This is a genomic window from Acinetobacter vivianii (genome assembly GCF_014635885.1).
Lineage (GTDB): Bacteria > Pseudomonadota > Gammaproteobacteria > Pseudomonadales > Moraxellaceae > Acinetobacter > Acinetobacter vivianii.
The window spans coordinates 1-25695 of the sequence record NZ_BMDR01000007.1 but is presented as its reverse complement, the minus strand read 5'-3'; the positions used below and the strand labels follow the sequence as shown (position 1 = coordinate 25695).

Sequence of the window (25695 nt, the reverse complement as noted above, 5' to 3'; positions counted from 1 at the left end):
CTCAAATGAGCTTCTTTTTTATCCCGCTACTTTTTCAAGCTGAATGGCGTGGAACTGTAGATGATCATCGATAAAACTTTGAATAAAGTAATAGCCATGATCATAGCCTTTGTGTAGACGCAAAGTGAGCGGTTGCTCAGCTTCCAGACAGGCTTGTTTAAATTTTTCAGGATTCAACTGAGCAAAAAACTGGTCATCCAGTCCTTGATCAATCAGGATTTCTTCAAATAACCCACCTTTCTGCTGCACCAGCGCGGTCGCATCATGTGCCGCCCATTGCTGCTGATCAGTGCCAAGATATTGGCTAAATGCCTTTTCACCCCACGGGCAAATACTTGGCGCACAAATCGGCGCAAAAGCCGAAACCGATTTGAATTGGTCAGGATATTTAAAGGCTAAGGTCAACGCGCCATGTCCACCCATTGAGTGTCCAAAAATTCCGATCTGATTTTCAGCCACAGGTAACGCTTGTAAAACATGCGCATAGAGTTCATCAACCAGATAAGACTCCATTTGATAATGCTCAGCCCAAGGTTGCTGGGTCGCATTAATATAAAAGCCAGCTCCCTGCCCAATATCCCAATGATCGCCTTGTGCAACATCTTCACCACGTGGAGAAGTATCAGGTGTAATTAAAATCAGGCTGAGTCGAGCTGCCATCCGCTGTGCATGGGCTTTAATCGCAAAGGTTTCTTCGGTACAGGTTAAGCCTGCAAGATAAAACAAGGCTGAACACGCCTTGCCTTCCAATGCCGCAGGTGGCAAATAGACACCCACTTTGGTGCTGCCTTTAAGATGTTGAGACTCAAGTTGATAAATACGTTGCTCACCCTCAAAACAACGGTTTTTTTGCAGTAGCTGCATGTTCATCATCCTGTGTTTTTGTAATGTCTGTAGATGCAATATTTTGTGTCGGGAACAGATACGGTTCAAGCTGTGGCAGCATCAATTCCATATTACGACCGATCGACCATTGCGGTTCAGATGGTTCAACACCTTGTGCCACTTCCCACTTGGTCACAGTTTGCTTAGCCTGCTCAAACGCTTTTTTCATGGAATATTGTTCGCGCATCGCCAGATCAAAAAACGCCCGACCAAAATAAGTATAGTCTGCTTCGTTATTACAGCCAAAAGAAGTTTTGTCTGCCGCAGAAGCCGTAATAATTAAAGTATCTGGTGATTGTAAAGCGGGAATAAAACTTCCTGAATAACACGCTGAAATCACAATGACACGCCAGCGAATTCCAGATTTATCCAGTGTTTCTCTTAACCATTTGGGATCGACCTGATCCAGATTAAGAGGGGCATTTTCAATTTCAAAATGATTACGCTCACCATGCGATGTCATGTATAGAAACAACACATCGCTATCACGATTCATTTGCTGACCAATACGGCGTAAAGCCAACTCCATACTGGTTTTCGATGCGATTGGCACTTCTAAACGCGTGGCTGGATTGTTAATCAGCATAATCGAACGCCCAAAGGTTCCAAACCGCGTATCAAACTGTTCTCTTATACGTTCAATTTCCGATTTGAATACATCCACATAGCTATCACCAGCCACACCCATAAAGTACCAGTGGCTTTGTGCAATATCACCATATTGAATCTGATCCAGCGCCTTATCTAGCAAATGGCTTTGTGCATAGAAGGCATCTTCGGCAAAACTTGGCGGGGTCTGCTCCACTTTCCAGATCGGCTGATCCTTTACTGAAAGCTGCCACACCACCATGGTCGCAATCGTTGCCACAAAAACCAGCGCCCGCTCCCACCAAGGCCAGTTCAAAGCACGAGAAAAGACCCAAATTACAGCCAGACTTTGCCAGACAAATAGCCCAACAAACAGTGGCGGCAGGAAACCGTTATAGATACTGTCAGGAATAAAGTTCAGATAACCATTCGAGCCAAGATACTGAATGATGCATTGTAAAAGCAGAATATTGGTATCGAGTACTAGCCACAGTAATGCAGGCACCAGCATCAAACGCGGCTGATTCATCCGTTGTGAAAGAAAAATACCGACAATAAGGGCAATAAAAGGCCAAAGTGCGTAGCCAATCAAACCTTGAGCATTGAACTCCCCCATTTGACCTGCCACCAACCAGCTATAAAGCGAGTTGGTACAGCCGCCGAGGATACCCCAGAGAATCAGCTGGGTAATAGAAGGATGAACAACCTGTAAGGAACGGCGAGACCCGAGGAACAACCACATTCCAGCAATTTGGTTACTTTTAAAATCATGCCAGAGATTAATGGACGGTTTGAGGTCTATCATAAAATTCTTCGGGAGTTTCTCTTTTCAAGCCTAAACTGAAAATATGCCATTCTAATGATTGAATGTGCAGTACTTTTCCTAAAAGACGCAATGCGTGACTGTAGTGTAAGCTCGACAAGAATTTTTTAGCAATCATGCTTTTGCACTATATCACAAATCTTTACCGAGCATTGACGCAAGCCAAACAATCATTTGAATCTGATTTAAAGTTAACCTTTTGGAAAATATGCATCAAAACGACAAGCATCACCTAACCATTGGTGATCAGGGGTTTGATCCGCCAGATAAACCGCATGTCGTGGTCGTTTCACAATCACCCGTTTCGCGATCTGGTTGGCCAAATGCAAGAGTTGATCCCCAAGATCCATTTCCCCATCTTCAGGCAACAACATATGTAATAACTGCATTTGCTTCTTGACCTGAGCCTGTTTCTTTACTGCTTGCTGGTTCTGATCGCGTTGTGGAAACATGGGATCAAGATACACAACATCGACCTGCTCACCCTGCTGGACTAGTTGCTGTAAATAGCTATTCGAATCTGCATAGATCAGTTCAATACGCGACATGAACGACTGTAAAAACGGATCTTGCTCGGCCTGTGCTTTGGTATATTCCAGCAACACAAACAGGATCGGATGTCGCTCAACCAGTCGTACATCGGCTCCCAAATAAGCCATCAGTAAACTGTCATGACCTAAACCAGCAGTTGCATCGATCAAGCTTGGCTTTTCACCCAGTTGGCATGCTCTGGCAATCATCTCTGATTTTAAGCTGGCTCTTTTTAAACGGGAAATCTCGGCACGCCAGTCAGGTTGCATTTTCATCCCGTTGGCAGCAAGGCTAAGCCCATCGCTATCGATGACCAAAGCCATTTCAGGATTCAAACGTAAAAAACGGGCATTAATCTTTTCAACAGCTTGACCATTCAACTGAACATTCAATTCAGCCAAACGGCTTTTCAATTGCTGAAATGCTTGTTCATATTCCGTTTGATACCAACACTCCATCTGCATTACCAATGCACCCAACCTGTCCACCACGTCGCTAAAATAAATAAACCAAATACAATTCGATAATAAGCAAATGCCGTGAAGTCATGCTTAGACACATAGCGAATCAAGGCACGGATGACAACCAAGGCGGAAATGAAAGCAACAATAATACCGACGGCTAAGACCATCATGTCATTGCTATGCAATTCATGGCGCATCTTGTACATATCCAGTAAGCCAGCGCCCATCAGTACAGGGATTCCCAAGAAGAATGAGAATTCGGCTGCGGCTTTACGAGATACACCTAAAAATAATGAACCAATAATGGTTGAACCTGAACGTGAAGTCCCTGGAATCAAGGCCAGACACTGGATCAAACCAATGAGCGTCGCCTGTTTAAAACTAAGATCATCCACTTCTTTGGTAACGATCTGATGTGGTCGACGTTCCGCCCATAGAATAATAAAACCACCGACAATCAAGGCAATCGCAACAGTAATCGCATTAAATAAATAGGCTTTGACCACATCACCAAAAGTCAGGCCAATAATTACGATGGGAATAGACGCGATGATCAGGTTCAGACTCAGACGGCGACCCTGCTCTTGTCCAGTGAGCGCGCCAATCAGCGCTCCCCACAATTTACCCCAATATTCATAAATAACAGCGGCGATTGCACCGATCTGCACGGCAACAGCAAACATATCTCTTTTTTCAATCGTCCAGAAATCGAGAAGTTGTCCGGATAAAATGAGATGTCCTGTACTTGAAATGGGCAGGAACTCGGTAATCCCCTCAACCAAGCCCATAATTGCTGCTTTAAATAGCAATAAAAGATCCATAATTAACCTTAATTCGCCTTACCTTGTTCTGGAATTTTTTTCCACGCATCATCACGTAAATACACAGGCAGCGCATGTTCAGCATCGACCCATTTTTGCTGTGCCGCATAGCTTCTGGCAATCACAGCAATATCTTGTGCTGTTGCCTTAATCTGTACCAGTGCCGTGTTTGGAATGGAAACCTCAGCGGAGTCTATTCCAGTTGGCTTAATTAATTCTGAACCCGAACCAATCGGCGTAAATTTGCAATAAGCAGAAGCTTGCTCATAATTTAATAATTTTTCTTCATCCATCGCCTGCATCATGCCCTGCTCATCCAGACAGAAGTTGGCGATATAAACTTCCTGCATGCGTGCGTCGAGTACAGCTGTGACTTGCGTTAAACCCGTAACACGATAAGCCGCTTGCGCCAAGGCCTGCAAACTAGAAACGGGGATGACGGGTAAATCCTGAGACCAAGCCAAAGCCTGTGCAACGGCGGCATTAATACGCACCCCACTAAATGAACCTGGGCCGCGACTAAATGCAATTGCTGCCAAATCAGCAAGTTGAGTTTTGGTTTGTAATAAGGCTTGCTCGGTTAAAGGCAAAATTGTTTGCGTTTGTGCTTTCGGCCGATCATCCAACTGAAAATAGAGTTCTTGAGTATCATCAATTAATGAAACAGAACACTGCTCATTTGCAGTTTCCAATGCCAGCAACTTCATGCAAAAACCTTAACCCAAAAGAGATAAAAAACGTCGAGTATCATACTCCACTCAAACGCGATAGGCGAGTTCTTGGCTTTTTTATCTCAATAAAAAGCCAAGCATAAACTTGGCCATATCAAGACTTCATTTTCAAATAGGCGTTAAAAAGTAAAGGGTTCCAGATTTAAAAAGTTTTTATAATGCTCTGCATAATGCAAGGCACTTAAACGCAAACGTGCAGCCCCTTGTTCATCCAGTGTTTTCACTACTTTTCCGGGAGACCCCATCACTACAGAATTATCTGGAATAACCTTTCCTTCTGGAATCAGCGCATTGGCACCAATAATGCAATTCTTACCAATCACGGCGTTATTCAAAATAACCGCATTCATGCCAATCAGCGAATTATCACCAATGCTACAACCATGTAACATGACCTTATGTCCAACCGTCACATATTCACCAATAGTCAATTCAATACCAGCATCAGTATGCAACACGGCATTTTCCTGAATATTCGAGAAATCCCCAATCCGAATCACACAATTGTCAGCACGGACCACTGCACCAAACCAGATACTCACTTGCCGACCAAGTTCTGCATGGCCAATGACGGTCGCTGTTGGCGCAACCCAGCCATCCCAAGGTTCATGTAAAGCTTTCGGACTCAATCCCTGATAGGTATACATCATGATAAAAAACTCTTAAAAAAATTAGAACTTTGCAATCCCAAAGTGAGGGGGATTCACGAGAAAAGGCCAGCTTTTTTGATAGCCCAATCCATATTGAAATAAAGACACCAACATACGCGCAGTCAGCCCCCACACCACTTCACTATCCACTTGCATACTCGGGAAATATAACGATTGTCGAGCCAAACGAACTTCGTAAGGCAAAGGAGGTGCGTCGATGAGTTCTTGTAATGGGACAAAGAAAATCCGATCAATTTCGGTCGGTTGCGCCACCAGATCTACCTGAGCAGGAATCAGCCCCACGATTGGCTTAACAGACAAACCACTGCGTGCCCGCTGAATCGGCAGATCGCCCAATAGTTTGACATCAAAAGGGTTCAGTGCAGTTTCCTCTTGCGCTTCACGCAACGCCACAACAATATTACTGGTATCACTCGGATCACGTTTGCCACCCGGAAAGGAAACCTCTCCTGCATGTTGAGACAACTGCATCGAACGGCGCGTGAGCAAAACTTTAGGCTGACTTTCTTGTGTAATCGCAATTAATACAGCAGCATCCGCCTGCTGGATTCGTTTGGAAAAACGCAACCGTTGTTGTAAAAGCGCGATTAACGATGGTTCTTCCATCTCAATTATCTCTTGTTCTCATTTTCCTTAATCAGCATCATAGCCGAATTTTTAGCTGCAATCATAGATCATGATGCGAAGTCATAAAAATTCAGTTATGCTGAGTTATCTCTACGGCTGATGATAACTATGAGCTTTTGCGTTGCGTGTGGACATCAAACTGAAGCAAAAATTCCACTTGGTGATCATAAATCACGATTGGTCTGCACACATTGTGGCAACATCCATTATGAAAATCCCAAAGTCATTTGCGGTGCATTAGCCCTATGGGACGATAAAGTTTTACTGTGCCGTCGAGCCATTGAACCACGTTATGGTCTCTGGACTTTACCTGCGGGTTATATGGAATTATTTGAAACCATGGAACAAGGTGCAGCACGCGAAACCAGAGAAGAAGCTGAAGCCGAAGTTGAAATCGAACAACTCTATTGCATGTACAATATCCCGCGTATCGGACAGATCTACGTACTCTTTAAGGCCTTATTAAAACAAGGACAGTTCGGTGCAGGTGAAGAAAGTATCGAATGCCGCTTATTTGAAGAACATGAAATTCCATGGAAAGAACTGGCTTTCCCAAGTGTAGAACAAACCTTACGACATTATTTTGCTGACCGTAAAAGTGGACAATTTCCAACACATTTAGAAACGCTCGGTACACGTCTGGACCATACAGGATAAATAAAAAAGACCGCATAAATGCGGTCTTTTTTATTTTGCTGCCAATCAAGATTTTATCTTGATGGAGTTACACGCTGGAATTTTTTGATCTGCAACCTTAATACTTGCGGTACCCGTATAACGCTTAGCGATGGCACGCTCTGCATCTGTTGGTGCGATCAATTTACTCTTATCTGTGTCTTTATGATCATAGATGGTGATATAAGACGTCAGATAAACTGCATGCGTATTCAACCATGAAACTGTTTTATCAGAGAAGTTGGTCAAGTTAATTCCATTTGCTTCGCCATTCAACAAGTTATACACATTGATTTTTGCACCACTAATATTTTGTTTGTTATTTAGAGATGTAAAGTTTAAACCAAGTAAAATCCCCTCAAGTACGCCAAATTTCGGATTTGAGAAAATCATACGAACAGTTACGGATTTGTCATTACTTGAAGAGTTTGCACCACCCGTTGTACCAATTCGATATTGTGTTACACCAAACTCATCTAAATATGTACCATCTGCCTGTGGTTCAGCTTTAGCACAATTACCTGACATATCTGTTGCGGTTGCATCTTTTTTGATATCGGTTCGGATATCACCACGTTCATCAATCAGAATACCCAAATCTACAGGAGCAATGCTGGCATCCTGAAATCTAAACGTCAGGGTTGCATAGAGCGGAAATGCGTAACGTTGTTGAGGTTGAACGTTGGCTTCTGTCGTAAACACATCTTTTGCCAGGTAACTTGCCGAGTTAAATTTAAAGATATCGGTTACACCCTTATATGTTAACCCATCAATCTTTTGCTGCCATAAACCCAGATCTTTCGCATTAGTAAAGGGATCTGTACTCTTCGCTTTGGTGAGTTGACGATAAACAGCTTCTGTACTCGCGATATTGGTTCCATTAATCAATTTACCTTGTGTGATTAATAAGTCCTCAGAGGCATTATTATTCAACATAAAACGCAAAGGCTGTTCAGGGTTAATCTCTTGATTAATTACATTAAACCAGTTTTTTTGTGCCTGAACCTGCATTTTCTCTGGTTTAGCGCTTCCAATTAATGCAAGTGGTGGAGCGACGACATTATTGGTGATAATCGGGTTGCCTCGCCATTGTTGACCATAGCCAAGAATATAACCTTGACGATCTGTAAGTAACTCAAACCGCCCCATTAAATGGCGTAAGTTCGCGCCTTTTCCATCTGTAGCATTCAGACAGTCTGTATAAAGGTCTCTGTTACATCCAAACAGACCATCTGGGAATACGCCACTTCCTTCATTTGGCGTTTCGATGACAGCACCATTACTTCCCGCCTTAAATAGAGGTAACTCCGCATACCATACCCCAACCTGACTTAAATTCAGTAATTGAGTAACCAGAGCAAAGGCTTGTTCATCCGTAATTTCACTCACATCCAGCCAAGGTTTCAGAATCTCTGCATATGCCCCGCTACTGAGTTCATTTACACCAACATCCTGAGATATTTCCGCAAGCGTATTTTTCTTTTCCTTTGTGAATTCAATTTGCTGAATATCACCAATCACATTACGTTTGTCAGCAACACCCTGACTCTGAAGAATTTTAATAAGCGCCATTGCCACGCGTATAGTTTCGTCATCTTCACTTACACTTGCGGGCGTTTTTCCAGTTAGCCCCATTGCTAAATCAATGATACGAATACGGGAATAAGCGGCTGTTTTAAGTTTGGTAATCTTATCTAATTGCACTGAACCTAAATTAATTTTGCGGGCGCTGGTCTCACCTTGAAGATAGAAAGTAATCGTATCTCCCAACTTACAAGCACCCGTAGCAAGATTGCCTTCCATTTTTGTTGAAAAATGATTGAATTTATCTGAGCTACAATCGAAATTAAGCCCTGCGATCGGATAATCCAGTACAAACTGTAAGCATGTATCTTCTTTCACATTACAACTGGTATTTGAAGTGACACCTTCAACACCTTTGGTTGGATCTTCATTAATCTTGGCACTTTCACCACCACAACCATATAACATTAGTGCAAGCGTAGATACTGCAAAAGGTAATAATATTTTCTTATTCATACATTTCAATCCTGTTAATGCTTACTTTAAAGCAGAGATCCTTATCTGGCCTTGATTTGATAATTCGCTTTCAGGCACATCAATTGCAGAAGCGAGTGGCGTCATCATCATATATTCAGCTTTTGGTGGAATTTTTATCACGCCTTGAATCGCTGAATGTTGCAGCAATGTTGTGTTCAGCGAGTTATTTTTAAAACCACTTACGGCCTCCTGTGCACAGCCTTTTTCATCTAAAAAGACGACCAACGGCCAATAATAAACAGGCTTTTCATTACTTGAGGCGTAAGAAGCAATTTGCATATATTCTACGGAATGATCTAGCTTGACCACTTCATACTCAAACTTTTCTTTTAAGGGCTTTCTCGGCCAGACACCAACTTCTTTTTTAGGCGTTAAAGTCTTAATTGATTTCTTATAATCCTTTAAGAAACAACGATCATTTTCAAAAGTTGCCGCCAAGTCCTCAGCAGATAAACGTATATAAGTACTCGATAAAACGATCGGTTCTTCAGGCTTAGGATTTCGATTCAGCAATCTATTGAGCATCGACTGGTTTACACCTTTTTTACGCTCAATTGTTTCCATACGTCCAGTTCCATCAGGCATTGTATAAAAACGTTTTTTGCCATCGAGATTAAACTCTTGATCTTCTAAATATTCATTATTTACGTATTCTACTCCATCAATTTTAGAAAGCGGCGCTGATGTAGAGCTCTCAACATTCACAGCATCACTAGATTGTTGACTTGGTACCACGACTTCTTTCTTATTCGGCTTTTCTGATGTTAAAGATGGTTTAGCCGAAATAGTAGGCTCAATATGAACGGGGTGAGATTTTTGTGATGACGTCACTGTTGGTCGTGCTGTTTCTGCCACAGGTGGCTGTGGTTGCTCCTTTTTAACCTCAACTATTTTTTTCACTTGCTTGGATGGTTCAGGTACAATGACAGGAGGATGGGAAACACTTGCATCGGTATTTTGTTTTTGTATTGAAGATTCTTTAGGCACGACCATTACAGCAGCTGGCTTTGAAGACACAGCCACTTTATCTTGCTGCTTTTTGTCCACCACAACTGTTTCTACTTTCTCAACCTGTGTGACTTTTTCTTGCTTTTGCTGAACTGGTATCGTTTTTACAGGCTGAGATTGTTTTTTCTGAGGAATAATCATTGGCCGACCATCTGGGCCAATGATTGTATAGAAACCCTCTTCTGCATACACAGCTCCCCCGCTTGACAAAGCAACGAACAAGGTCACGAGCAGAGGCTGTTTAATCATTTTATACATTACCATTTTGTTCTGTAGTTAATGCCAAGTAAGGTGACTTTGGTATTTGTTTTTACATTTAGGCCTGCATAAGGGTTTAATAAGATATTACCCACCCCTGTCTGATTCGATAAACTACTGGTGTTAGCTGGAATATCATCACGGCTACGCAAGAAACCTAAGGACAAATCCAGATCTGTGTCCTGATCAAAACGATAACCAATACCTAGACCAAATAGCTGTGCATTATTAATCGGTACCATGGTATTTCGTTTGTCATCTGGAATAGAACTTGTACGAGGTTCATATCCCATCCGTAATTTCAAACGATCTGTCGCAGAATATTCAAAACCTATGCCCCAACGCCAAGAAGACTGGAAGCGTAATGGTAAAGCTAAGGAACGGTCTGTCACATCGTTGGAAAGTAGTTTGGCAACTTTAAGTAATGAAATTTGTCGGTCAAATTCAAATCTAAATTTGTCCCAAGCCGAGAAGTCGGTCCAGCCTACGTCAAAATTCATTTGCAAGTCTGGGAATATTTTATATTTAATCCCTGCTTTAAAGTGCTGAGGATATTTGAAATCCATCGCAACCAGACCAGATTCCACATCTGGAACATAGCCAGGTAGGCCCAGAATCGCAGCAAGGATTTGTCCTGTTGCAGAAGAGTTTAATCCAGCAACCAACTGTTGTGGCGCTACTGCATTATCAATTAGATATTTACCTTTTAAGCGCATTTTGGCTTCACTTTGATACACCATACCAAAGCTAAAGTCATCAGTTGGCTCCCAAAGTAGGCCCAAGTTATAGCTTGGACTTAAGGACTGTTCTAAGGAAACGTCCATGGCACCCATTTTATTAAACGGGTTCATTCCTTCTTTAGCATTACAAATACCGAATAACAATAAATCGGTAATGATATCGCCGTTGTCTTTAAATGGCCGACAAACGACCTCATCGACCATACGTAATACACCGATCATTTCATTCGGGAAACGTAAATCCGTTTTTAGGGCAATTGCCTGATAGGACATGCCGAATGAAGCACCGAGTGATAAATGATCATTCACCTGATAACCAAAAGACGGCGATAAATAAGTAATACGCTCTAAGGCAACCTGTTGCCCCATATAGTTACTCGGGTTGCCATCTTCTGCACCAAAACCAGCCACTAAAGGTGCATAAACCGCAGTTGCATAAGTCACTTTTGAACCAGGCGGCTTATATGAAATACCAGCAGTTGGTGCGACTAATGGGGAGTTAGGCCCCAAATCAACAATTTTCTTGAGAATCGGAACGTAAATACTGGCATATTCTACATCCCCGTGCACTGTACCTTTAAAGTCTGTACAGATATTAGAATCAATTTCGGGGCCATCATTACAAACCAATGGATCATCCGAGTAACCAAAAACGTTGTAACCAGCAGGTGCCGAATAATCACGTTTAATGGCAAAATTTGCCAAAATCCCTTGTACATCAGTTTGTAAACCCTCTAATTTCGCAAGTGCTGCTGGGTTAAAATGCACAGCACTAATGCCTGGTGGGTCTGCTGTTACAGCATTCCCTAAAGCAAGCGATCTTAAGTCTACAGATAAGTCTTGTCCTAACTGTGCATTGGCAACAGTAGATAAACCAGCAAAAAATACGGCTATCGTTAAAGGACATAATTTAAGGTTTTTCACCATTACATCTCCTTAACGAATTTTTTTGCCAAAACCTATAATATCAAGTGGGAAAGATAGGCCAAGTGACACATCTGGTGCATCTTCAGTTAAGCCAATACCAACCGTACCATTTACAATCGTTTCAGGAGAAACACGAACCCCTAAAGCAAAAGACAGCATGGCACTACTCTGATCCCCAGATTCGTAACTCTCACCATTTGAGAAATAGAATTTTGCGCCTGTATTGAAGCTTTGTTGATACGACATGGTCAGTGACACGTCATAGTTAAATGAGTAGGCAAAACCAAAAGCAAAGCCACCACTCACACCTGGATCAAAACTCTCTAATGTTCTTCGACCTCGAGCTTGGTCTAAGCCAGATTCTTTAAAACCATAATTGACAGATACAGAACTAAATAATACAACTGGATCAATGTACTTACGGGTACTTGCACCAACACCAGCCGAATAATAGCCCTTACCAGTTGAAAGTTCATCGATCCCGATTTCATAAGGACTGTCGCCCGTTTTGGTCGATAAACTACCAAATAATACTAAAGGTAAGCGCCCTTGTTTTAAAGGAAATGGTTCCCAACGTGCCCCAAAGTTGATATCCCCCAAGCCCGCTGCAGTTTTATCTTTTAATAATTCTTTTTTTGCTACTAAAGGTAAAGATGCAGATAAGGTTAAATTATCCATTAAACCGTACTGCACCGTAAATGTATTGGTTAAGGTATGGTTTGCATCTTCTTCAAATCTTAGGTTATTTAAGCTTCCATCCTCCATAGAGGCATCGACACGAGTATCACGATAATAGGTGTAATCAATATCATAGTAAGATGAAAAAACACCTTTTTTGATTAGCGAGTACTGACGCTCATTCGAGGTAAAGACTTCTTGCAGGTTGGTTTCTTGAGTTGCATCTGTTTCTTTTTTCTGCAATGCACTCGCCGCTTGATCAGCCTGACTTGTTTCAACCGCTGGAGCAACGGGACTCGCCGTCGTCTCTTCCACAGACGGATTGGTCGGCTCAGGGCTTACAACTGTTGCTTCATCTGTTTGAGGTGCTGTAGATTCAACTACAGGTTGCTGTTCCTCTGCTGCGTAAAGTGTTGATGTGATTGCGCCTAAACTCAACGCCAACACAGTCATCTTCATCCATGTATGATTCATTTTACTTTGCATCCTATTACATTAATTTTACTGATTTTTATTAACTATTTCCGCTTGTAATATAAGCGCATATACGTCGTAATTGGTTGATTGTAAGTATCTGATGTAGAGTTCGTATCCAATACTCGGCGCATTGTTGAGCCCTTGTCTGCAAGTTTCTCAAACTGTTGCGTTGGATATTGAATGTCAGCAAGCGCATATCGATTTACAGTTGCATCTTCCACATGACGCATATCGGAATCTTGAAGTGCCAATAAATTCTTTTGGTACTGTTGAGGTATATCAACAATAAATAATGTATTGTTATCCCAGATTTCTTTAAATCGAATCTCGTCAAAACTGATATTGCCTAAGGCTGGGTCAGCGACATAAACTCTTCCATCTTTATATGCTTTATATACTACAAAATGTTTAAAACCCGCATAGGTAATAGGAACAATTGCAGGTTGCTTCAAAGCAGTTAGATCAGAAAACTCGCCACGGTAACCACCACTTGTTAGCCCCAATGCTGAAACGAAACGTTTCATATCTAACAAGGAGAAACTACGACGCTCGATGATACGTTGATACTCACCATATTGAAGCAAACCGGTCATCGTCTGTTGTTCAGTCAAGCGCAAACCACCATAACCATTTAATAGCGTAGTTAAGGCTGCAGATCCGCAACTATAGTCGTAAGCTTGACGTACAATTCCCCTGAATTGATCTTCAACAGCAGGCTTAATCACCACGGCTTCGCGATGATTACGAGTAAATGAAGGATTACGGGAATCGAGAGTTTCTGTGTAATGAACAGTCCCCTCTGGCTTTTTCTCAATTTCAAAGGCTTGCGTTGTAAAGTAATACATCAATGCTGAGCCTAAAGCGATCTCTAACATAAGTCTCTTTTTCTAACTATGGCACAACTTGCCTTATTCGTTTTATTTTAGTGTTTAAAAACACTACATCCCTGTCTGTTGAAGATACCTTTTTTTATAGAAAAAAACAGCTTTTTTTTAGTTTTTTTTGACGAAATGTAATGAAAAATAGAATTAAGTAAAGTTTTAATAAACTATTGTGATCATCACAACATTTCTTATTTTTTGCTTTGATTATCGATATTTAAAATAAAAAAAAGCGCACCATGTGCGCTTTTTTTTGAAGGAAACTTAGTGACCAGAAATTGTGATCATAGAACCTTTCACGTTTGCTGTACCGTTGTTGTAGTAAGTTTGTAGACCTTGTACTTCAACGTCACCAATTGACTTAGCTTCACTGCTACCTAAATGTACACCTTTGATGTATACATCAGTTGCTGGAGTTGAATCACCAGAACCTGTAATGATACGTAAATAACCGTTATTTGTACCTTCTTTACCCACCACACTTACTTTTGCATTGACAGTTAAGTCAGCAGCTGATGCATCAGAAACTTTGATACTATCAAGGTAGATTTGACCAGCAGCACGGTTACCCGTAGTACCATCACCTGTACCTTGTTTAGTTGAACTATCTACGATACCAAGATCTTGAAGCTCTAAACCACCTTGCATTGTTGTATTCAATACAATCATTGCACCTTGTGGAGCAGCACCTAATTGGATATTCGCACTTGTTAAACCAGTTTTAACAGTTAAGCCTGATAAAATTGCATTGTAGTTTGCATCATCATTACCACGACGCACTGAAGTTGTGCTTGCAGCATTTGAGCCAGATACACCAATTTCACCCACGTAAATATCTAGACCAGAAACTGCCGCAGCAACGTTCAGGAATGCACCATTTGTACCCGTACCTTTGTCTGTATCAATCACTAAATCAGCAAGGTTATGAGATGCTAAAGCACGAGAAGTATCTAGCGCTGTACCAGCTGCGTTCATTGGCGCTGTAATTACAATACCATTTGTCGCTGTAGCGCCAGTACCGTTTCCTTTAATGACGATCGCACCAGCTTCACCCGTACCACCAGCAGTTGTCGCTAAACCATCGTTATCATGAATTAAAACTTTTTCGATTTCGATTTTAGAAATACCGATACCGATATTAAGACCATCTTGACCTGTTGCAGCGCTTAGTGCAGCATCATCCATTGACTGCATAGCCATTGCATTTGCGCTAATCGCCATTGAAGAAACTAAAACAAGTTTAGTAAACATTTTCATTGAGCACTCTCCCAAGAGCATTTATTTTTTGACTTTCACTACTCTAAACTGTCCACGGTCGTTTTTTTATTAATGACAACTAGAACTTCCAATCCTTGAGTAGTTCGCTTAGCAATTACTAAATTACCTGTTTGTTATTTTATGTTCAACTCCTGTTAACCGCTTTTTGAGCACAACCCGACAAACGGCATATAAATCACTCAATTAACGTTTTTTTAGCATTAGCTCATAACCACATGTAATTATTATTTATTTTTAATTTTTATCCTACATAATCAAAGATTAATTTCTACTCACTATCCGTTTATCCACTCCCAATAGTGTTGTTACAAGTGTAAACAAAAACTCATTCTTAATCATTAAATTGATTTTAATATCAATCAGACTAACAAAGCAAAAATCAGTTCTCACCCTTTTCCCAAAACTGCTGGTTTTTCATCTCATCGGGCCATAAATATCGGTCGGGATTTTTTGAATGTAGTACAATTCCTCCCTCCAAATGTATCTGCAAGTATTTCCGTTTTTATGTCATATTTTCAGCAAAAGCTTAACACGCAACTCACTTCTGCATTTGACCTTCTTGCCCAGCTTAATGAATTAACGGGTCTTGTTTATTTATATGACCATCATGTCCCTGTTATTGCGTTTTTACCCCAAGAGTTTCTCATTTTCCAACAATCAGAATTAAAACAATTTCATCAAACTCAATTTAATCAATATCAAATAAGATTAGAGGCTTCTTCACTTACCGCTTTTTCAACGTTTAAATCTACGCCAAAGTCATCAAATACAGCAGCTTTTAGTGGTGGCTATATTGGCTTTTTCAGTTATGACTTTAGTGCAAATCAATTTGTTGAAGTGAATGGACGCGATCAACCTGATTTTTTCTTAGGTCAGTATTCGACTTTTTTAAAGTTTGAGAATAATGCTTGGTATTTTCACAGCGATGATCATCAGGCCGAACTCATCTTTAAGCAGATCTCTGATCTCATCAATCAACCTGTTCAAATGCCACCAGCACTTTGTCTACTTGAAAAGTGCCAAGCCCGTTGGTCAAAACCAGAATATCTAAATGCTTTTCATCAGGTACAGGAATATATTAAAGCAGGCGACTGTTATCAAATTAATTTAACTCAAGAATTTACAGCATATGCGCAAGGGTCACTTTTAAGTCGCGCCAATCCATTGTGGGAACTTACCCACGCACCTTATGCCGGCTATCTCAAAATACAGGATTTTGAACTATTAAGTTGTTCGCCTGAATTATTTATTGAGTTTCAGGCCAACAAAAAAATTAAAACGCGTCCAATCAAAGGCACAATGCCGCGCTTTGATGATCCCCAACAAGATCAGATATCAAAAGATAAACTCAGTCACTCTGAAAAAGATCAAGCTGAAAATGTCATGATTGTAGATCTTTTACGTAATGATCTCAGTGTCTATGCTGAAACAGGTTCTGTTGAAACTACCAAACTTTTTGAAATTGAAAGCTTTAATCAGGTTCATCATATGGTGAGCGAGATTACAGCGACCTTAAAAGCAGACATCAATCCCATGCAGATGCTCTTATCTGCCCTGCCTGGTGGTTCAATTACCGGCGCACCAAAGATTCGGGCCATGCAAATCATTGAAGAACTCGAAGGCGCTCCGCGTGGTGCCTATTGTGGTAGCTTAGGCTATTTTAATTTCGATGGTACGGGCAGTTGGAATATTTTGATTCGCAGTATTCAAAAATATCAGGACCAATTATCGATGTGGGCGGGTGGCGGCATCACAATTGCGTCTGATGCGGAAGCCGAATATCAGGAATGCTTTGATAAAATTTCTGCCATGCTTGATTTGCTCAATACATGGCAGGCTTCTGAATAGCAAACCTCAATACAGATTTATAAAATTTGCGTTTTAAGGGTATCCACTAGACGCTGGTTTTGTTCATCGGTACCAATCGTGATACGCAAAAATTGATTAATTCGCGGCTTATTGAAATAACGCACAATAACTCCCTGCTCACGCAATTGTTGAGCCAGTTGAGCAGCGTCGTGTTGAGGATGCGTAGCAAAGATAAAATTGGCTTTCGATGGCAATACATCAAAACCTAAAGAACTAAGATCACTCACCAGTTTTTCTCGGCTTGCAATCACTTTGGCACATTGCGCTTCAAAATAAGCTTGATCTTCAAATGAAGCCACCGCTGCAGCAATCGCAAAACGATCGATTGGATAAGAATTAAAACTATTTTTGACTGCTTCAAGTGCCGCAATCAAATGTGCTTGTGCAATCGCAAAACCAACACGTAAGCCTGCAAGTGAACGTGACTTCGAAGTGGTCTGACAAACGACTAAATTCTCATAGCGACTGACCAATTGCACCGCTGACTCAGCACCAAAATCGACATAAGCTTCATCAAGCACAACCACGCGATCTGGATTTGCCTTGAGTACCTGCTCAATCTCATCTAAACCAAGCGCGATACTGGTTGGCGCATTTGGATTGGTGATGATAATACCGCCATTTTCCTGTTCATAATCCGATACATCAATTTCGAATTTTTCATTCAAAGGAATTTGCTTGGTTTGTGTTGCAAAGAACTGGCTATAAACAGGATAAAAACTATAAGTAATATCTGGATAAAGAATCGGCTCTTTCTGGATAAAAAAAGCTTTAAAAATATGTGCCAATACTTCATCCGAACCATTGCCGACAAACACTTGAGCCACATCAACCTGCTGCTGCTTGGCAATTGCCTGTTTTAAAGCGGTTGCATCTGGATCTGGATATAGACGTAAGGCATCGGCTTGTTCAGTTAAAACTGCTTGTACAGCCTCCACCACTTTTGGTGATGGCGGATATGGATTTTCATTGGTATTGAGTTTAAGTAAGTTCTGAATCTTAGGCTGCTCACCCGGTACATAAGGTTCTAATTCGCGGACCTCTGGACTCCAAAAACGCATTTGTTCTGCTGTAAACGTCATTGTTCTACTCTCATTTATCCTAAAAAAGGGGCTAACTAGCCCCTATCAATCTTTGAATCGGTTATTGGTAACGATAACGGGCTGAGCGCGCATGAGCATCAAGATTTTCTTGCACTGCCAGAACATCGGCTGCTTTTGCCAAGCTTTTCACACCCTCTTCAGAGCACATGATCAAGCTAGAACGCTTCTGGAAATCATAAACACCAAGTGGTGAAGAAAAACGTGCTGTCCCCGATGTCGGCAAGACATGGTTTGGCCCCGCACAATAATCACCAATGGCTTCTGGCGTATAACGCCCCATAAAGATTGCCCCTGCATGACGAATGTCCTGACTCATCAACTCAGCATCATCAAGACACAATTCCAAATGCTCTGGTGCTACCTGATTAATCAGTTCAACCGCTTCTGCACGATCTTTTACCAGCACCAATGCACCGCGATTTTGAATCGAGGTTCTGGCAATTTCTGCTTTTGGCAATTCACTTAAATGTTTTTCAATCGCTGCTTCAACTGCATTTAATAATGCTTCATCTGGGGTAATGAAAATAGCTTGCGCAACGGTGTCATGCTCGGCTTGAGATAACACATCCATCGCTAACCATTCAGCATTATTTTCACCTTCGGCATAGACTAAAATTTCCGAAGGCCCAGCAATCATATCAATACCGACTTGTCCAAAGACCGCACGTTTTGCGGCTGCTACAAATCGATTACCTGGTCCCGTAATTTTGTCAACCGCAGGAATAGTTTGTGTTCCATAAGCCAATGCTGCAACAGCCTGCGCACCACCGATGGTAAACACACGGCTCACCCCTGCCAAATAGGCTGCTGCTAATACCAATGGATTCAACTCACCATTTGGCGCAGGAACCACCATAATAATTTCAGGGACACCCGCGACATGTGCTGGCAAAGCATTCATAAGTACAGATGACGGATAAGAGGCTAATCCACCCGGTACATAAATTCCAACACGATCCAGTGGCGTAACTTTCTGACCTAAAGTATTCCCCAGATCATCGACATAAGTCCAACCTTCCTGTTTTTGTGCCTGATGGAAAGAACGAATACGTTTTGCAGCAAGTTCTAATGCTTCACGGATTTCTACACTTAAACCATCAAATGCAGTTTTAAGCTGTGCCTGAGTCAGTTCTAAATCAGAGAATTGATGCGCTGGATGTCGATCGAACTGCTGCGTTAATTTAAGCACATGATCATCACCATGCTGACGAACATCAGCAATAATTTGATCTACAGTTTGTATTAATTGAGGATCATTAACGGTTTCAAATGCTAGAAGTTCAGCAAAAGTCTGTTTAAAATTTTGATCCTGAGTCGATAAACGTCGCATCAATTTACCCACAAGGCGAAAAAGAGAACGCTAAGTTTACTCTTTTTCAACACACTTGTGGGTAAGATAACATCAGCATTTCCGCTGCTTTTATAGGAAAAAACTTTTAATCCTCACAATTTTATAATTTTTAAGTACTTACATCAGGATTATCCCAATCCGCATCCGCTTGAATCAGCCAATTTAAAGCACCATGTCGCTCCAAAACTATAGAAGCATTTAAATTTGCAGGTGCATTCTGCTGTTTTAAGCGTGCATCAACACATGCCCAATCATAACGATAGATTAGATCTGCCTCATCCAGAATCTCTTCAATATCTCTTAATTTCAACTGTTGCATAAACTCCTGCAATGAGCGACAACGAGATACGACCTCAATTGCAAAATCACAATCCGCGATTTCATCTGGATATTTCAGTTCATCGACGATGCCCAGCGCCCACAGTAATACCCAATATGCTTCATACTTCCAGATCATATTGACGATATCTTGCTGTGCGGCACTTCTATTCAATATATTTTTTTCTTTAACAGTTAATTCATCAGCGACTTCAAATTTATTGAGTAGATCGACAATAAAATCTTCCGTTTCTTGATCAAATTGATCACGATCCAGATCAGATGCAACTTGAATCATAAGCAAACATGCAATAGCACGTTTGGCAATGTGTTCAGCGGAGCGCTGGATCACGTCATCACTTGACTCAATATGTGGCAACCAGTCGATATAAGGTATGGCTTTGGTTTTTAATTTTAGAATAGATTCTTGTTTACGCTGCTCTGGATTTTTCATTGTTCCTGTACATTTTCAACAAACCATAAGCTTTTTTAACATAGCCTCAGGTCAGAAACAAAGGTGTTATGTCTTCCACACAAATATTAGAATGTAAAAAAAAACCGCTCATGAGAACGGTTTCTTAATTTAATGTACAAAGATCAGTTTTGACGTGCTTTAACCGCTTCTTCAAGTTGTGTCAAAATCGGATTTAAAACCGCTTGTTTACGTTTAAAACTTGCCTTATTGACAATTAAACGTGAAGAAACTTTGCAGATTTCTTCTAACGGCTCTAAGCCATTGGCACGTAAAGTATTTCCTGTATCAACCACATCGACAATGTAATCACCCAAACCAACCAAAGGAGCAAGCTCCATTGATCCGTATAGTTTAATTACATCTACCTGCTCACCGAGGCTTGCATAATATTGACGGGTTAAATTGACGTATTTAGTCGCGATCTTTAAACGGCCTTTTGGACGTTCCATACCGACTTTACCCGCCGTCATCAACTTACAATTGGCAATTTTCAGGTCAAGCAACTCATAAACATGTTGTGCGCCATGTTCCATCAATACGTCTTTACCCGCTACACCAAAGTCTGCCGCCCCATTCTCAACATAGGTCGGAACATCAGAAGCACGTAAAATCAAAATACGGACTTTTTTGTGTGTCGTAGGGAAAATCAATTTACGTGATTTATCTGGATCTTCAAGTAGATTAATCCCCGCTTTTTCAAGCAAAGGTAAAGTTTCCTTTAAGATACGACCTTTACTGAGTGCTAAAGTTAAACCATGATCAAAATTGCCCATTACGTCAAAATTTGGATCATCGTTTCTTAAGTCATTCATCCTTTTACTCGCTTAATCTGAGCGCCTAAACTTTGCAATTTTTCTTCCACATGTTCGTAGCCACGATCAATGTGATAGATACGGTCAACCAGTGTTTCACCTTCAGCAACCAAAGCAGCTAAAACAAGTGAAAATGAAGCACGTAAATCTGTCGCCATGACAGGTGCAGCTTGAAGTGTTTCCACACCTGTAACGACCGCATCATGTCCTTCAACCTGAATATTAGCACCCATACGTGAAAGTTCTGGAACATGCATAAAACGGTTTTCGAAAATCGTTTCAGAAATCGTTGCAAAACCACGACCAATGGCATTTACCGCCATCAATTGAGCCTGCATGTCTGTTGGAAATTCAGGATGAGGCAACGTTCTGAAACTCACGGCTTTTGGACGTTTGCCCTGCATATCCAGTTCGATCCAGTCATCACCACGCGTAACTTCCGCACCCATTTCTTCAAACTTATCCAACACCGCTTCTAACAATGTAGGATCGGTATGGGTGGTTTTCACCCGGCCACCCGTAATGGCAGCAGCAGCTAAATATGAACCCGTTTCAATACGGTCAGCAACCACAGCGTATTCACAGCCATGCAGACTTTCTACACCCGTTACCACTAGCGTATCTGTATCCAAACCTTCAATCTTGGCACCCATCTTAATCAGCATTTGCGCAAGATCGGTAATTTCTGGTTCACGCGCTGCATTACGAATTGTGGTCACACCATCAGCCAAAGCCGCAGCCATCAAGATGTTTTCAGTACCGCCAACGGTGACCATATCAAAAACAACTTCACCACCTTTTAAACGACCATCAACCGAAGCATGTACATAACCATTTTCTACTTCAATATGCGCACCTAAAGCTTCTAAAGCTTTTAAGTGTTGATCAACGGGACGTGAACCAATCGCACAACCACCAGGTAATGATACTTTTGCATTACCATAACGCGCCAATAAAGGGCCAAGCACCAGAATAGATGCACGCATCGTTCGTACAAGCTCATAAGGCGCGAACTGGTTGTCTAATGTCGAAGCATCAGCACAAACGGTTTCACCTTCGTAGCTCATGGTCACACCAAGACCAGCAATCAACTTAACCAATGTATTTACATCTTTTAAGTTTGGTACATTGGTCAATGTAATCGGAGAATCAGCAAGAATCATTGCTGCAAGTAAAGGCAATGCTGCATTTTTAGCACCAGAAATGCGCACTTCACCCTCGAGCTTAACACCGCCCGTAATTAAAAACTTATCCATTAATATTTAAGCTCCGAAAAGGCTTGCTTTGCGCCATTCGTCTTTTGTCATTGCGCGAATTGTTACTGCGTGAACTTCACCACTCGCGATATAAGAATTTAGAGGTGCATAAACCGATTGTTGACGAGCAACGGTACGTTTACCTTCAAACTGATCATCAACAATACGCAGGTCAAATTTGCCAGCTTGTCCGCTCACCGCTACTTCTGCTTCAGGGAAAGCTTCTTTTAAAATTTGCGTGAGCTGCTCACTATTCATTCCAAGACCTCTTATACAACCATTGGTGTAAAACGAGCTATTTTACTATAACTTTTTCACATAATTCAGTAAGCAGTTTCTTTTTTTATCAATAAAAAAAAGAGGCTCCACAAAAAGCCTCTTTTATAAAAATAAAAATTAACTCAAAAGTGCCAGTTCATGCTGATAAGAACACTGGATTTTTCTATGTTTAGCAAGCTGACGTTTTAATTTATCGGTCAATTTTCTAATCGAAGTATACATATCATCGGCTGTCGCCTGCGCAAACAGTTCCACCCCCGGCAAACGTATAATTGCTTCAGCAATATGGTTTGCACTTCCCTTGTGTGAACGCTTGTCAATCTGATGATCTTTAGCCAGTTTGATTTGCATACTATTCACTTGATCTAGATGCTTGGTCATTTGACTAAACTTTTCTTTTATATTTTCTTCAATTGCTGGTGTAATGGTTAAATGGTGTCCACGAATTGTTATTTGCATAATTCTATCCCTCACCTTTTTCTCAGGATACAAGAAAATCGCTTAAGCAAATTTAATGCACATCAGTGGTTCAATATCCATTAAATCATTTCAGCGATTCCTCTAGTGATCATTAAAAAAATTCATTATTCCGTAATAATGAACCAATAGAATAGTCACACCTTAAAATTTAGATCAAGACTTTTCTTTCAGAAGATGAAGGAATATGTAACGATTCACGATATTTCGCAACCGTCCGCCGAGCCACTTCAATCCCTTCATTTTTCAGCATCTCAGCAATTACATTATCCGACAAAGGCTTACGTGGATTTTCATTTGAAACCAGTTTTTTGATCATGGCGCGGATCGCAGTCGATGATGCTTCACCACCCGTCGTCGTTCCCACATGACTTGAAAAGAAATATTTCAATTCGAATAAACCACGTGGCGTCAGCATATATTTATTGGTCGTTACTCGTGAGACAGTCGATTCGTGCAACTCAACTTCTTCTGCTACATCGCGGAGCACTAAAGGCTTCATTGCCTCTGGACCTTGCTCCAAAAAGGCGCGTTGATGCTCAACAATACAGGTTGCAACTTTTAATAGAGTCTTATGGCGCTCATCAATACTCTTGATAAAGTTTTTGGCTTCCAGCATTTGATTGCGTAAATAAACATTATCATCACTTTGATCTGCACGACGAATCATGCCTGAGTAAAATGAATTGATCCGTAATTTAGGAAGAATGTCTGGATTCAACTGCACTTGCCAATGTTGATCTCTCTTCGACACCACTACATCAGGGACTTGGTATTCAGATTCCTGTTGGTTAAACTCTAAGCCAGGATATGGTTTTAGAGTCTTGAGTAAATCAACAGCACTTTTTAATTGCTCTTTAGATAAACCTGTTTGCTTTAATAATTTGTTCAAATCATTGGAAATAAGCAGCTCATAATATTTCAATAAATTCTTAGCTTCTGCCAAATAAGGAACTTTCTCATGCACTGTTTCAAGCTGAATTTTCAAACATTCAGCTAAGTTTCTTGAGCCAACACCTATCGGATCTAAACGTTGAATGTGTTTTAAAACAACAATGATTTCATCTTCTTCAACTTCTTCCACACTCTCCATTTCTTCTAATAATCGAGTAACTGCGAGCACAATATCACCCAGCTCAGCATCCAAGAATCCCTTATCATCCAGAGAATCAACAATGCAATAAGCAATGAGCTTATCTACAGTCGAAAAATGCAAAAGATTGACCTGATCTAAAATATGCTCTTTCAAACTCATCTGTGCTTGACGATTGTCTTCTCTTTCTTCGTATTCTGGTGAAGCCAAAGCAGTTGATTGATGCGTATAAATATCATCCCATTCAGTATCTACAGGTAAATCATTGGGAAGATGATCAGCATTCAGCTCAGTCGTTAAGTCCCCAGTCTCTTTTGCTTCTAAGCTCGAAAGACTTTCAGTTGAGCTAATATCTTCAATTTTTTCAAGTAAGGGATTGCTGTCTAACTGGATTTGAATTTCTTGTTCGAGTTCTAGACTTGAGAGTTGTAAAAGACGTATGGCCTGTTGTAATTGAGGAGTCAACGATAAACTGTTCGCAACTTTCAATCCAACAGATAATTTCATAGTCTTTCCTTTTATTAAGATAAGCAAAAAACATGCCTATAAAAATATTTATAACATAAAGTAATGTTTACGCATACAAGGAAAATTACATTCTTTTTGACTGAGTGAGTCAATATATAGATCACGAGGAAAATGACCTTTCTGCTTCCTCGTACAGAATATTTAAAACACTCGCTTTTTAAACAATAATATATTTAAGAGCTATAAAGTAGCGCCTGTACTACTTTCATGAAAAATCAATCCAATTTTACTATCTGGCTTTAGCTCGATGTTCGGTAAAATATCATCACTTGTATAAGGTTCTCCATCCTGCCCCACACTGAGCAAATAATAATGAGAGGAATCTTTTAACTCATAATGGTAATAGCGTGGTGAACTACTCCATGAAACATCAGTAGCGTCAAACACAAAAACTGGACTATTTTCTGGCAAGGACTGACTTAATGTTTCCAGCGAATCTGGATAATGACCATTCTCTACTTTATAAAATTCAATTGCTTGAACTAATGATGTCATAGCTATTTGACTTGATTGAGCGCGCAATTCATCATATAAACCTCCGCGCTGAACAAAACCAAAGTAAAAGAGCGAACCATAAAGAACTATACTAAGACCAATACCACAAGCACCAATAATCGCGAGTACTTTGCCACCACTTTTTTTAGTTAGTACTCCCCAAATAACAGCAATAATTCCAAAGATAACACCAATACCAGGTATAAATGATATTGCTGCAATTACATAAGGGAAAACACCCAATTTATTTGGCTTTTCATTTACATTAATATCAACCATTAGATTTATCTCATAGTTATCTTTATGTTTTAGTTATAAATAGAATAATCTCCTCCCCCTCATAAAAGTTAACCAATTAGGTCAATACTTCTAACACATTATGTTTTTTGTTCTTATTTTTAACGCGCACAAAAAAACACCCCTAACCGTAAGGTTAGGGGTGTTTAGATTTAAAAGCTGGCGATGACTTACTCTCACATGGCAAGTGCCACACTACCATCAGCGCTAAGAGGTTT

24 protein-coding genes are annotated in these 25695 nt (G+C 40.7%); 2 read left to right on the top strand and 22 right to left on the bottom strand.

From position 1 onward, the window contains the following. Positions 1 to 18: 18 nt before the first annotated feature. The 7 genes from fghA to IEV36_RS14080 all read right to left on the bottom strand — a co-directional run bounded on the left by fghA (position 19) and on the right by IEV36_RS14080 (position 6120). Positions 19 to 864, bottom strand: a complete 846-nt coding sequence (fghA, locus tag IEV36_RS14110; protein WP_005256125.1) for an S-formylglutathione hydrolase — start codon at positions 862 to 864, stop codon at positions 19 to 21. After that, a complete protein-coding gene (locus tag IEV36_RS14105; protein WP_004774961.1) occupies positions 833 to 2278 on the bottom strand; it encodes a C13 family peptidase in 1446 nt (481 codons plus the stop codon). Before IEV36_RS14105 ends, fghA begins: the two co-directional genes overlap by 32 nt. Positions 2279 to 2487: 209 nt before the next feature. Continuing rightward, positions 2488 to 3291: a class I SAM-dependent methyltransferase gene (locus IEV36_RS14100; RefSeq protein ID WP_005256123.1), complete on the bottom strand. Its 804-nt coding sequence runs from the start codon at positions 3289 to 3291 to the stop codon at positions 2488 to 2490. Further along, positions 3291 to 4112 (bottom strand): undecaprenyl-diphosphate phosphatase, encoded by an 822-nt coding sequence (locus tag IEV36_RS14095; protein WP_005256121.1) that lies wholly within the window; start codon positions 4110 to 4112, stop codon positions 3291 to 3293. The genes IEV36_RS14100 and IEV36_RS14095 overlap by 1 nt, the downstream gene beginning before the upstream one ends. An 8-nt stretch (positions 4113 to 4120) precedes the next feature. Further along, positions 4121 to 4819 (bottom strand): tRNA (adenosine(37)-N6)-threonylcarbamoyltransferase complex dimerization subunit type 1 TsaB, encoded by a 699-nt coding sequence (gene tsaB / locus IEV36_RS14090; RefSeq protein ID WP_005256120.1) that lies wholly within the window; start codon positions 4817 to 4819, stop codon positions 4121 to 4123. 143 nt (positions 4820 to 4962) lie between these two features. Next, on the bottom strand, positions 4963 to 5490 hold the full coding sequence (locus tag IEV36_RS14085; protein ID WP_171068002.1) for a gamma carbonic anhydrase family protein: 528 nt from the start codon (positions 5488 to 5490) through the stop codon (positions 4963 to 4965). A gap of 24 nt (positions 5491 to 5514) precedes the next feature. Beyond that, a complete protein-coding gene (locus IEV36_RS14080) occupies positions 5515 to 6120 on the bottom strand; it encodes a CoA pyrophosphatase (RefSeq protein WP_005256117.1) in 606 nt (201 codons plus the stop codon). Positions 6121 to 6249: 129 nt separating this feature from the next. Here IEV36_RS14080 and IEV36_RS14075 point away from each other — a divergent pair, with 129 nt between their 5' ends. After that, positions 6250 to 6798: an NUDIX hydrolase gene (locus IEV36_RS14075; protein ID WP_005256115.1), complete on the top strand. Its 549-nt coding sequence runs from the start codon at positions 6250 to 6252 to the stop codon at positions 6796 to 6798. A 45-nt stretch (positions 6799 to 6843) separates the two neighbouring features. Here IEV36_RS14075 and filF read toward each other — a convergent pair whose 3' ends face one another. The 6 genes from filF to filA form a co-directional block, all read right to left on the bottom strand. After that, a complete protein-coding gene (filF, locus tag IEV36_RS14070; protein ID WP_005256113.1) occupies positions 6844 to 8856 on the bottom strand; it encodes a putative pilus system protein FilF in 2013 nt (670 codons plus the stop codon). Positions 8857 to 8877: 21 nt separating this feature from the next. After that, on the bottom strand, positions 8878 to 10143 hold the full coding sequence (filE, locus tag IEV36_RS14065; protein ID WP_005256112.1) for a putative pilus assembly protein FilE: 1266 nt from the start codon (positions 10141 to 10143) through the stop codon (positions 8878 to 8880). Further along, positions 10143 to 11807 carry a putative pilus system OmpP1/FadL family transporter FilD gene (gene filD / locus IEV36_RS14060; RefSeq protein WP_171068001.1) on the bottom strand — a complete coding sequence of 555 codons (1665 nt, stop codon included), beginning with the start codon at positions 11805 to 11807 and terminating at the stop codon, positions 10143 to 10145. The genes filE and filD overlap by 1 nt, the downstream gene beginning before the upstream one ends. A 12-nt stretch (positions 11808 to 11819) precedes the next feature. After that, positions 11820 to 12962, bottom strand: coding sequence for a putative pilus system protein FilC (gene filC / locus IEV36_RS14055; RefSeq protein ID WP_005256108.1), 1143 nt, complete (start codon positions 12960 to 12962; stop codon positions 11820 to 11822). Between the two features lie 44 nt (positions 12963 to 13006). Further along, positions 13007 to 13840 (bottom strand): putative pilus system C39 family peptidase FilB, encoded by an 834-nt coding sequence (filB, locus tag IEV36_RS14050; RefSeq protein ID WP_005256106.1) that lies wholly within the window; start codon positions 13838 to 13840, stop codon positions 13007 to 13009. A gap of 270 nt (positions 13841 to 14110) precedes the next feature. Next, complete coding sequence (filA, locus tag IEV36_RS14045) at positions 14111 to 15103, bottom strand: putative pilus system protein FilA (protein WP_005256105.1); 993 nt, start codon at positions 15101 to 15103, stop codon at positions 14111 to 14113. Between the two features lie 525 nt (positions 15104 to 15628). Between filA and IEV36_RS14040 the strand changes: the two genes are divergently transcribed. Next, a complete protein-coding gene (locus IEV36_RS14040) occupies positions 15629 to 16972 on the top strand; it encodes an anthranilate synthase component I family protein (protein WP_005256103.1) in 1344 nt (447 codons plus the stop codon). A 17-nt stretch (positions 16973 to 16989) separates the two neighbouring features. On the opposite strand, the gene hisC is transcribed toward IEV36_RS14040, so the two are convergent. The 9 genes from hisC to IEV36_RS13995 all read right to left on the bottom strand — a co-directional run bounded on the left by hisC (position 16990) and on the right by IEV36_RS13995 (position 25459). Then, positions 16990 to 18075, bottom strand: coding sequence for a histidinol-phosphate transaminase (gene hisC / locus IEV36_RS14035; RefSeq protein ID WP_005256101.1), 1086 nt, complete (start codon positions 18073 to 18075; stop codon positions 16990 to 16992). A gap of 61 nt (positions 18076 to 18136) precedes the next feature. Beyond that, positions 18137 to 19426, bottom strand: coding sequence for a histidinol dehydrogenase (gene hisD, locus IEV36_RS14030; RefSeq protein ID WP_005256098.1), 1290 nt, complete (start codon positions 19424 to 19426; stop codon positions 18137 to 18139). Between the two features lie 130 nt (positions 19427 to 19556). Further along, entirely contained in the window at positions 19557 to 20219 is a 663-nt protein-coding gene (locus IEV36_RS14025) for a DUF4272 domain-containing protein (RefSeq protein ID WP_005256095.1), read from the bottom strand. Positions 20220 to 20362: 143 nt separating this feature from the next. Continuing rightward, positions 20363 to 21052 carry an ATP phosphoribosyltransferase gene (gene hisG / locus IEV36_RS14020; RefSeq protein ID WP_004774987.1) on the bottom strand — a complete coding sequence of 230 codons (690 nt, stop codon included), beginning with the start codon at positions 21050 to 21052 and terminating at the stop codon, positions 20363 to 20365. After that, the gene (murA, locus tag IEV36_RS14015) at positions 21049 to 22308 is read right to left on the bottom strand and encodes a UDP-N-acetylglucosamine 1-carboxyvinyltransferase (protein ID WP_005256093.1); all 1260 of its coding nucleotides are present in this window, start codon (positions 22306 to 22308) and stop codon (positions 21049 to 21051) included. Before murA ends, hisG begins: the two co-directional genes overlap by 4 nt. Positions 22309 to 22314: 6 nt before the next feature. Beyond that, positions 22315 to 22566, bottom strand: a complete 252-nt coding sequence (gene ibaG / locus IEV36_RS14010; protein WP_004655594.1) for a BolA family iron metabolism protein IbaG — start codon at positions 22564 to 22566, stop codon at positions 22315 to 22317. A 138-nt stretch (positions 22567 to 22704) separates the two neighbouring features. Continuing rightward, entirely contained in the window at positions 22705 to 23046 is a 342-nt protein-coding gene (hpf, locus tag IEV36_RS14005) for a ribosome hibernation-promoting factor, HPF/YfiA family (protein WP_004655596.1), read from the bottom strand. Positions 23047 to 23215: 169 nt separating this feature from the next. Next, entirely contained in the window at positions 23216 to 24664 is a 1449-nt protein-coding gene (locus IEV36_RS14000; RefSeq protein ID WP_005256085.1) for an RNA polymerase factor sigma-54, read from the bottom strand. Positions 24665 to 24865: 201 nt separating this feature from the next. Further along, positions 24866 to 25459 carry a type II secretion system protein GspG gene (locus tag IEV36_RS13995; RefSeq protein ID WP_005256083.1) on the bottom strand — a complete coding sequence of 198 codons (594 nt, stop codon included), beginning with the start codon at positions 25457 to 25459 and terminating at the stop codon, positions 24866 to 24868. Between the last annotated feature and the right edge of the window lie 236 nt (positions 25460 to 25695).

Bases quoted from the DNA above. Each gene is read 5' to 3' on its own strand.
- IEV36_RS14080 (WP_005256117.1), bottom strand. From the start codon at position 6,120: ATGGAAGAACCATCGTTAATCGCGCTTTTACAACAACGGTTGCGTTTT.
- murA (WP_005256093.1), bottom strand. From the start codon at position 22,308: ATGGATAAGTTTTTAATTACGGGCGGTGTTAAGCTCGAGGGTGAAGTG.
- filF (WP_005256113.1), bottom strand. From the start codon at position 8,856: ATGAATAAGAAAATATTATTACCTTTTGCAGTATCTACGCTTGCACTA.
- filC (WP_005256108.1), bottom strand. From the start codon at position 12,962: ATGAATCATACATGGATGAAGATGACTGTGTTGGCGTTGAGTTTAGGC.
- IEV36_RS13995 (WP_005256083.1), bottom strand. From the start codon at position 25,459: ATGGTTGATATTAATGTAAATGAAAAGCCAAATAAATTGGGTGTTTTC.
- tsaB (WP_005256120.1), bottom strand. From the start codon at position 4,819: ATGAAGTTGCTGGCATTGGAAACTGCAAATGAGCAGTGTTCTGTTTCA.
- IEV36_RS14085 (WP_171068002.1), bottom strand. From the start codon at position 5,490: ATGTATACCTATCAGGGATTGAGTCCGAAAGCTTTACATGAACCTTGG.
- IEV36_RS14100 (WP_005256123.1), bottom strand. From the start codon at position 3,291: ATGCAGATGGAGTGTTGGTATCAAACGGAATATGAACAAGCATTTCAG.
- ibaG (WP_004655594.1), bottom strand. From the start codon at position 22,566: ATGAATAGTGAGCAGCTCACGCAAATTTTAAAAGAAGCTTTCCCTGAA.
- IEV36_RS14075 (WP_005256115.1), top strand. From the start codon at position 6,250: ATGAGCTTTTGCGTTGCGTGTGGACATCAAACTGAAGCAAAAATTCCA.
- hisC (WP_005256101.1), bottom strand. From the start codon at position 18,075: ATGACGTTTACAGCAGAACAAATGCGTTTTTGGAGTCCAGAGGTCCGC.
- IEV36_RS14040 (WP_005256103.1), top strand. From the start codon at position 15,629: ATGTCATATTTTCAGCAAAAGCTTAACACGCAACTCACTTCTGCATTT.
- fghA (WP_005256125.1), bottom strand. From the start codon at position 864: ATGCAGCTACTGCAAAAAAACCGTTGTTTTGAGGGTGAGCAACGTATT.
- filB (WP_005256106.1), bottom strand. From the start codon at position 13,840: ATGTTAGAGATCGCTTTAGGCTCAGCATTGATGTATTACTTTACAACG.
- IEV36_RS14025 (WP_005256095.1), bottom strand. From the start codon at position 20,219: ATGAAAAATCCAGAGCAGCGTAAACAAGAATCTATTCTAAAATTAAAA.
- filA (WP_005256105.1), bottom strand. From the start codon at position 15,103: ATGAAAATGTTTACTAAACTTGTTTTAGTTTCTTCAATGGCGATTAGC.
- IEV36_RS14105 (WP_004774961.1), bottom strand. From the start codon at position 2,278: ATGATAGACCTCAAACCGTCCATTAATCTCTGGCATGATTTTAAAAGT.
- IEV36_RS14095 (WP_005256121.1), bottom strand. From the start codon at position 4,112: ATGGATCTTTTATTGCTATTTAAAGCAGCAATTATGGGCTTGGTTGAG.
- hpf (WP_004655596.1), bottom strand. From the start codon at position 23,046: ATGCAAATAACAATTCGTGGACACCATTTAACCATTACACCAGCAATT.
- IEV36_RS14000 (WP_005256085.1), bottom strand. From the start codon at position 24,664: ATGAAATTATCTGTTGGATTGAAAGTTGCGAACAGTTTATCGTTGACT.
- hisD (WP_005256098.1), bottom strand. From the start codon at position 19,426: ATGCGACGTTTATCGACTCAGGATCAAAATTTTAAACAGACTTTTGCT.
- hisG (WP_004774987.1), bottom strand. From the start codon at position 21,052: ATGAATGACTTAAGAAACGATGATCCAAATTTTGACGTAATGGGCAAT.
- filE (WP_005256112.1), bottom strand. From the start codon at position 10,143: ATGTATAAAATGATTAAACAGCCTCTGCTCGTGACCTTGTTCGTTGCT.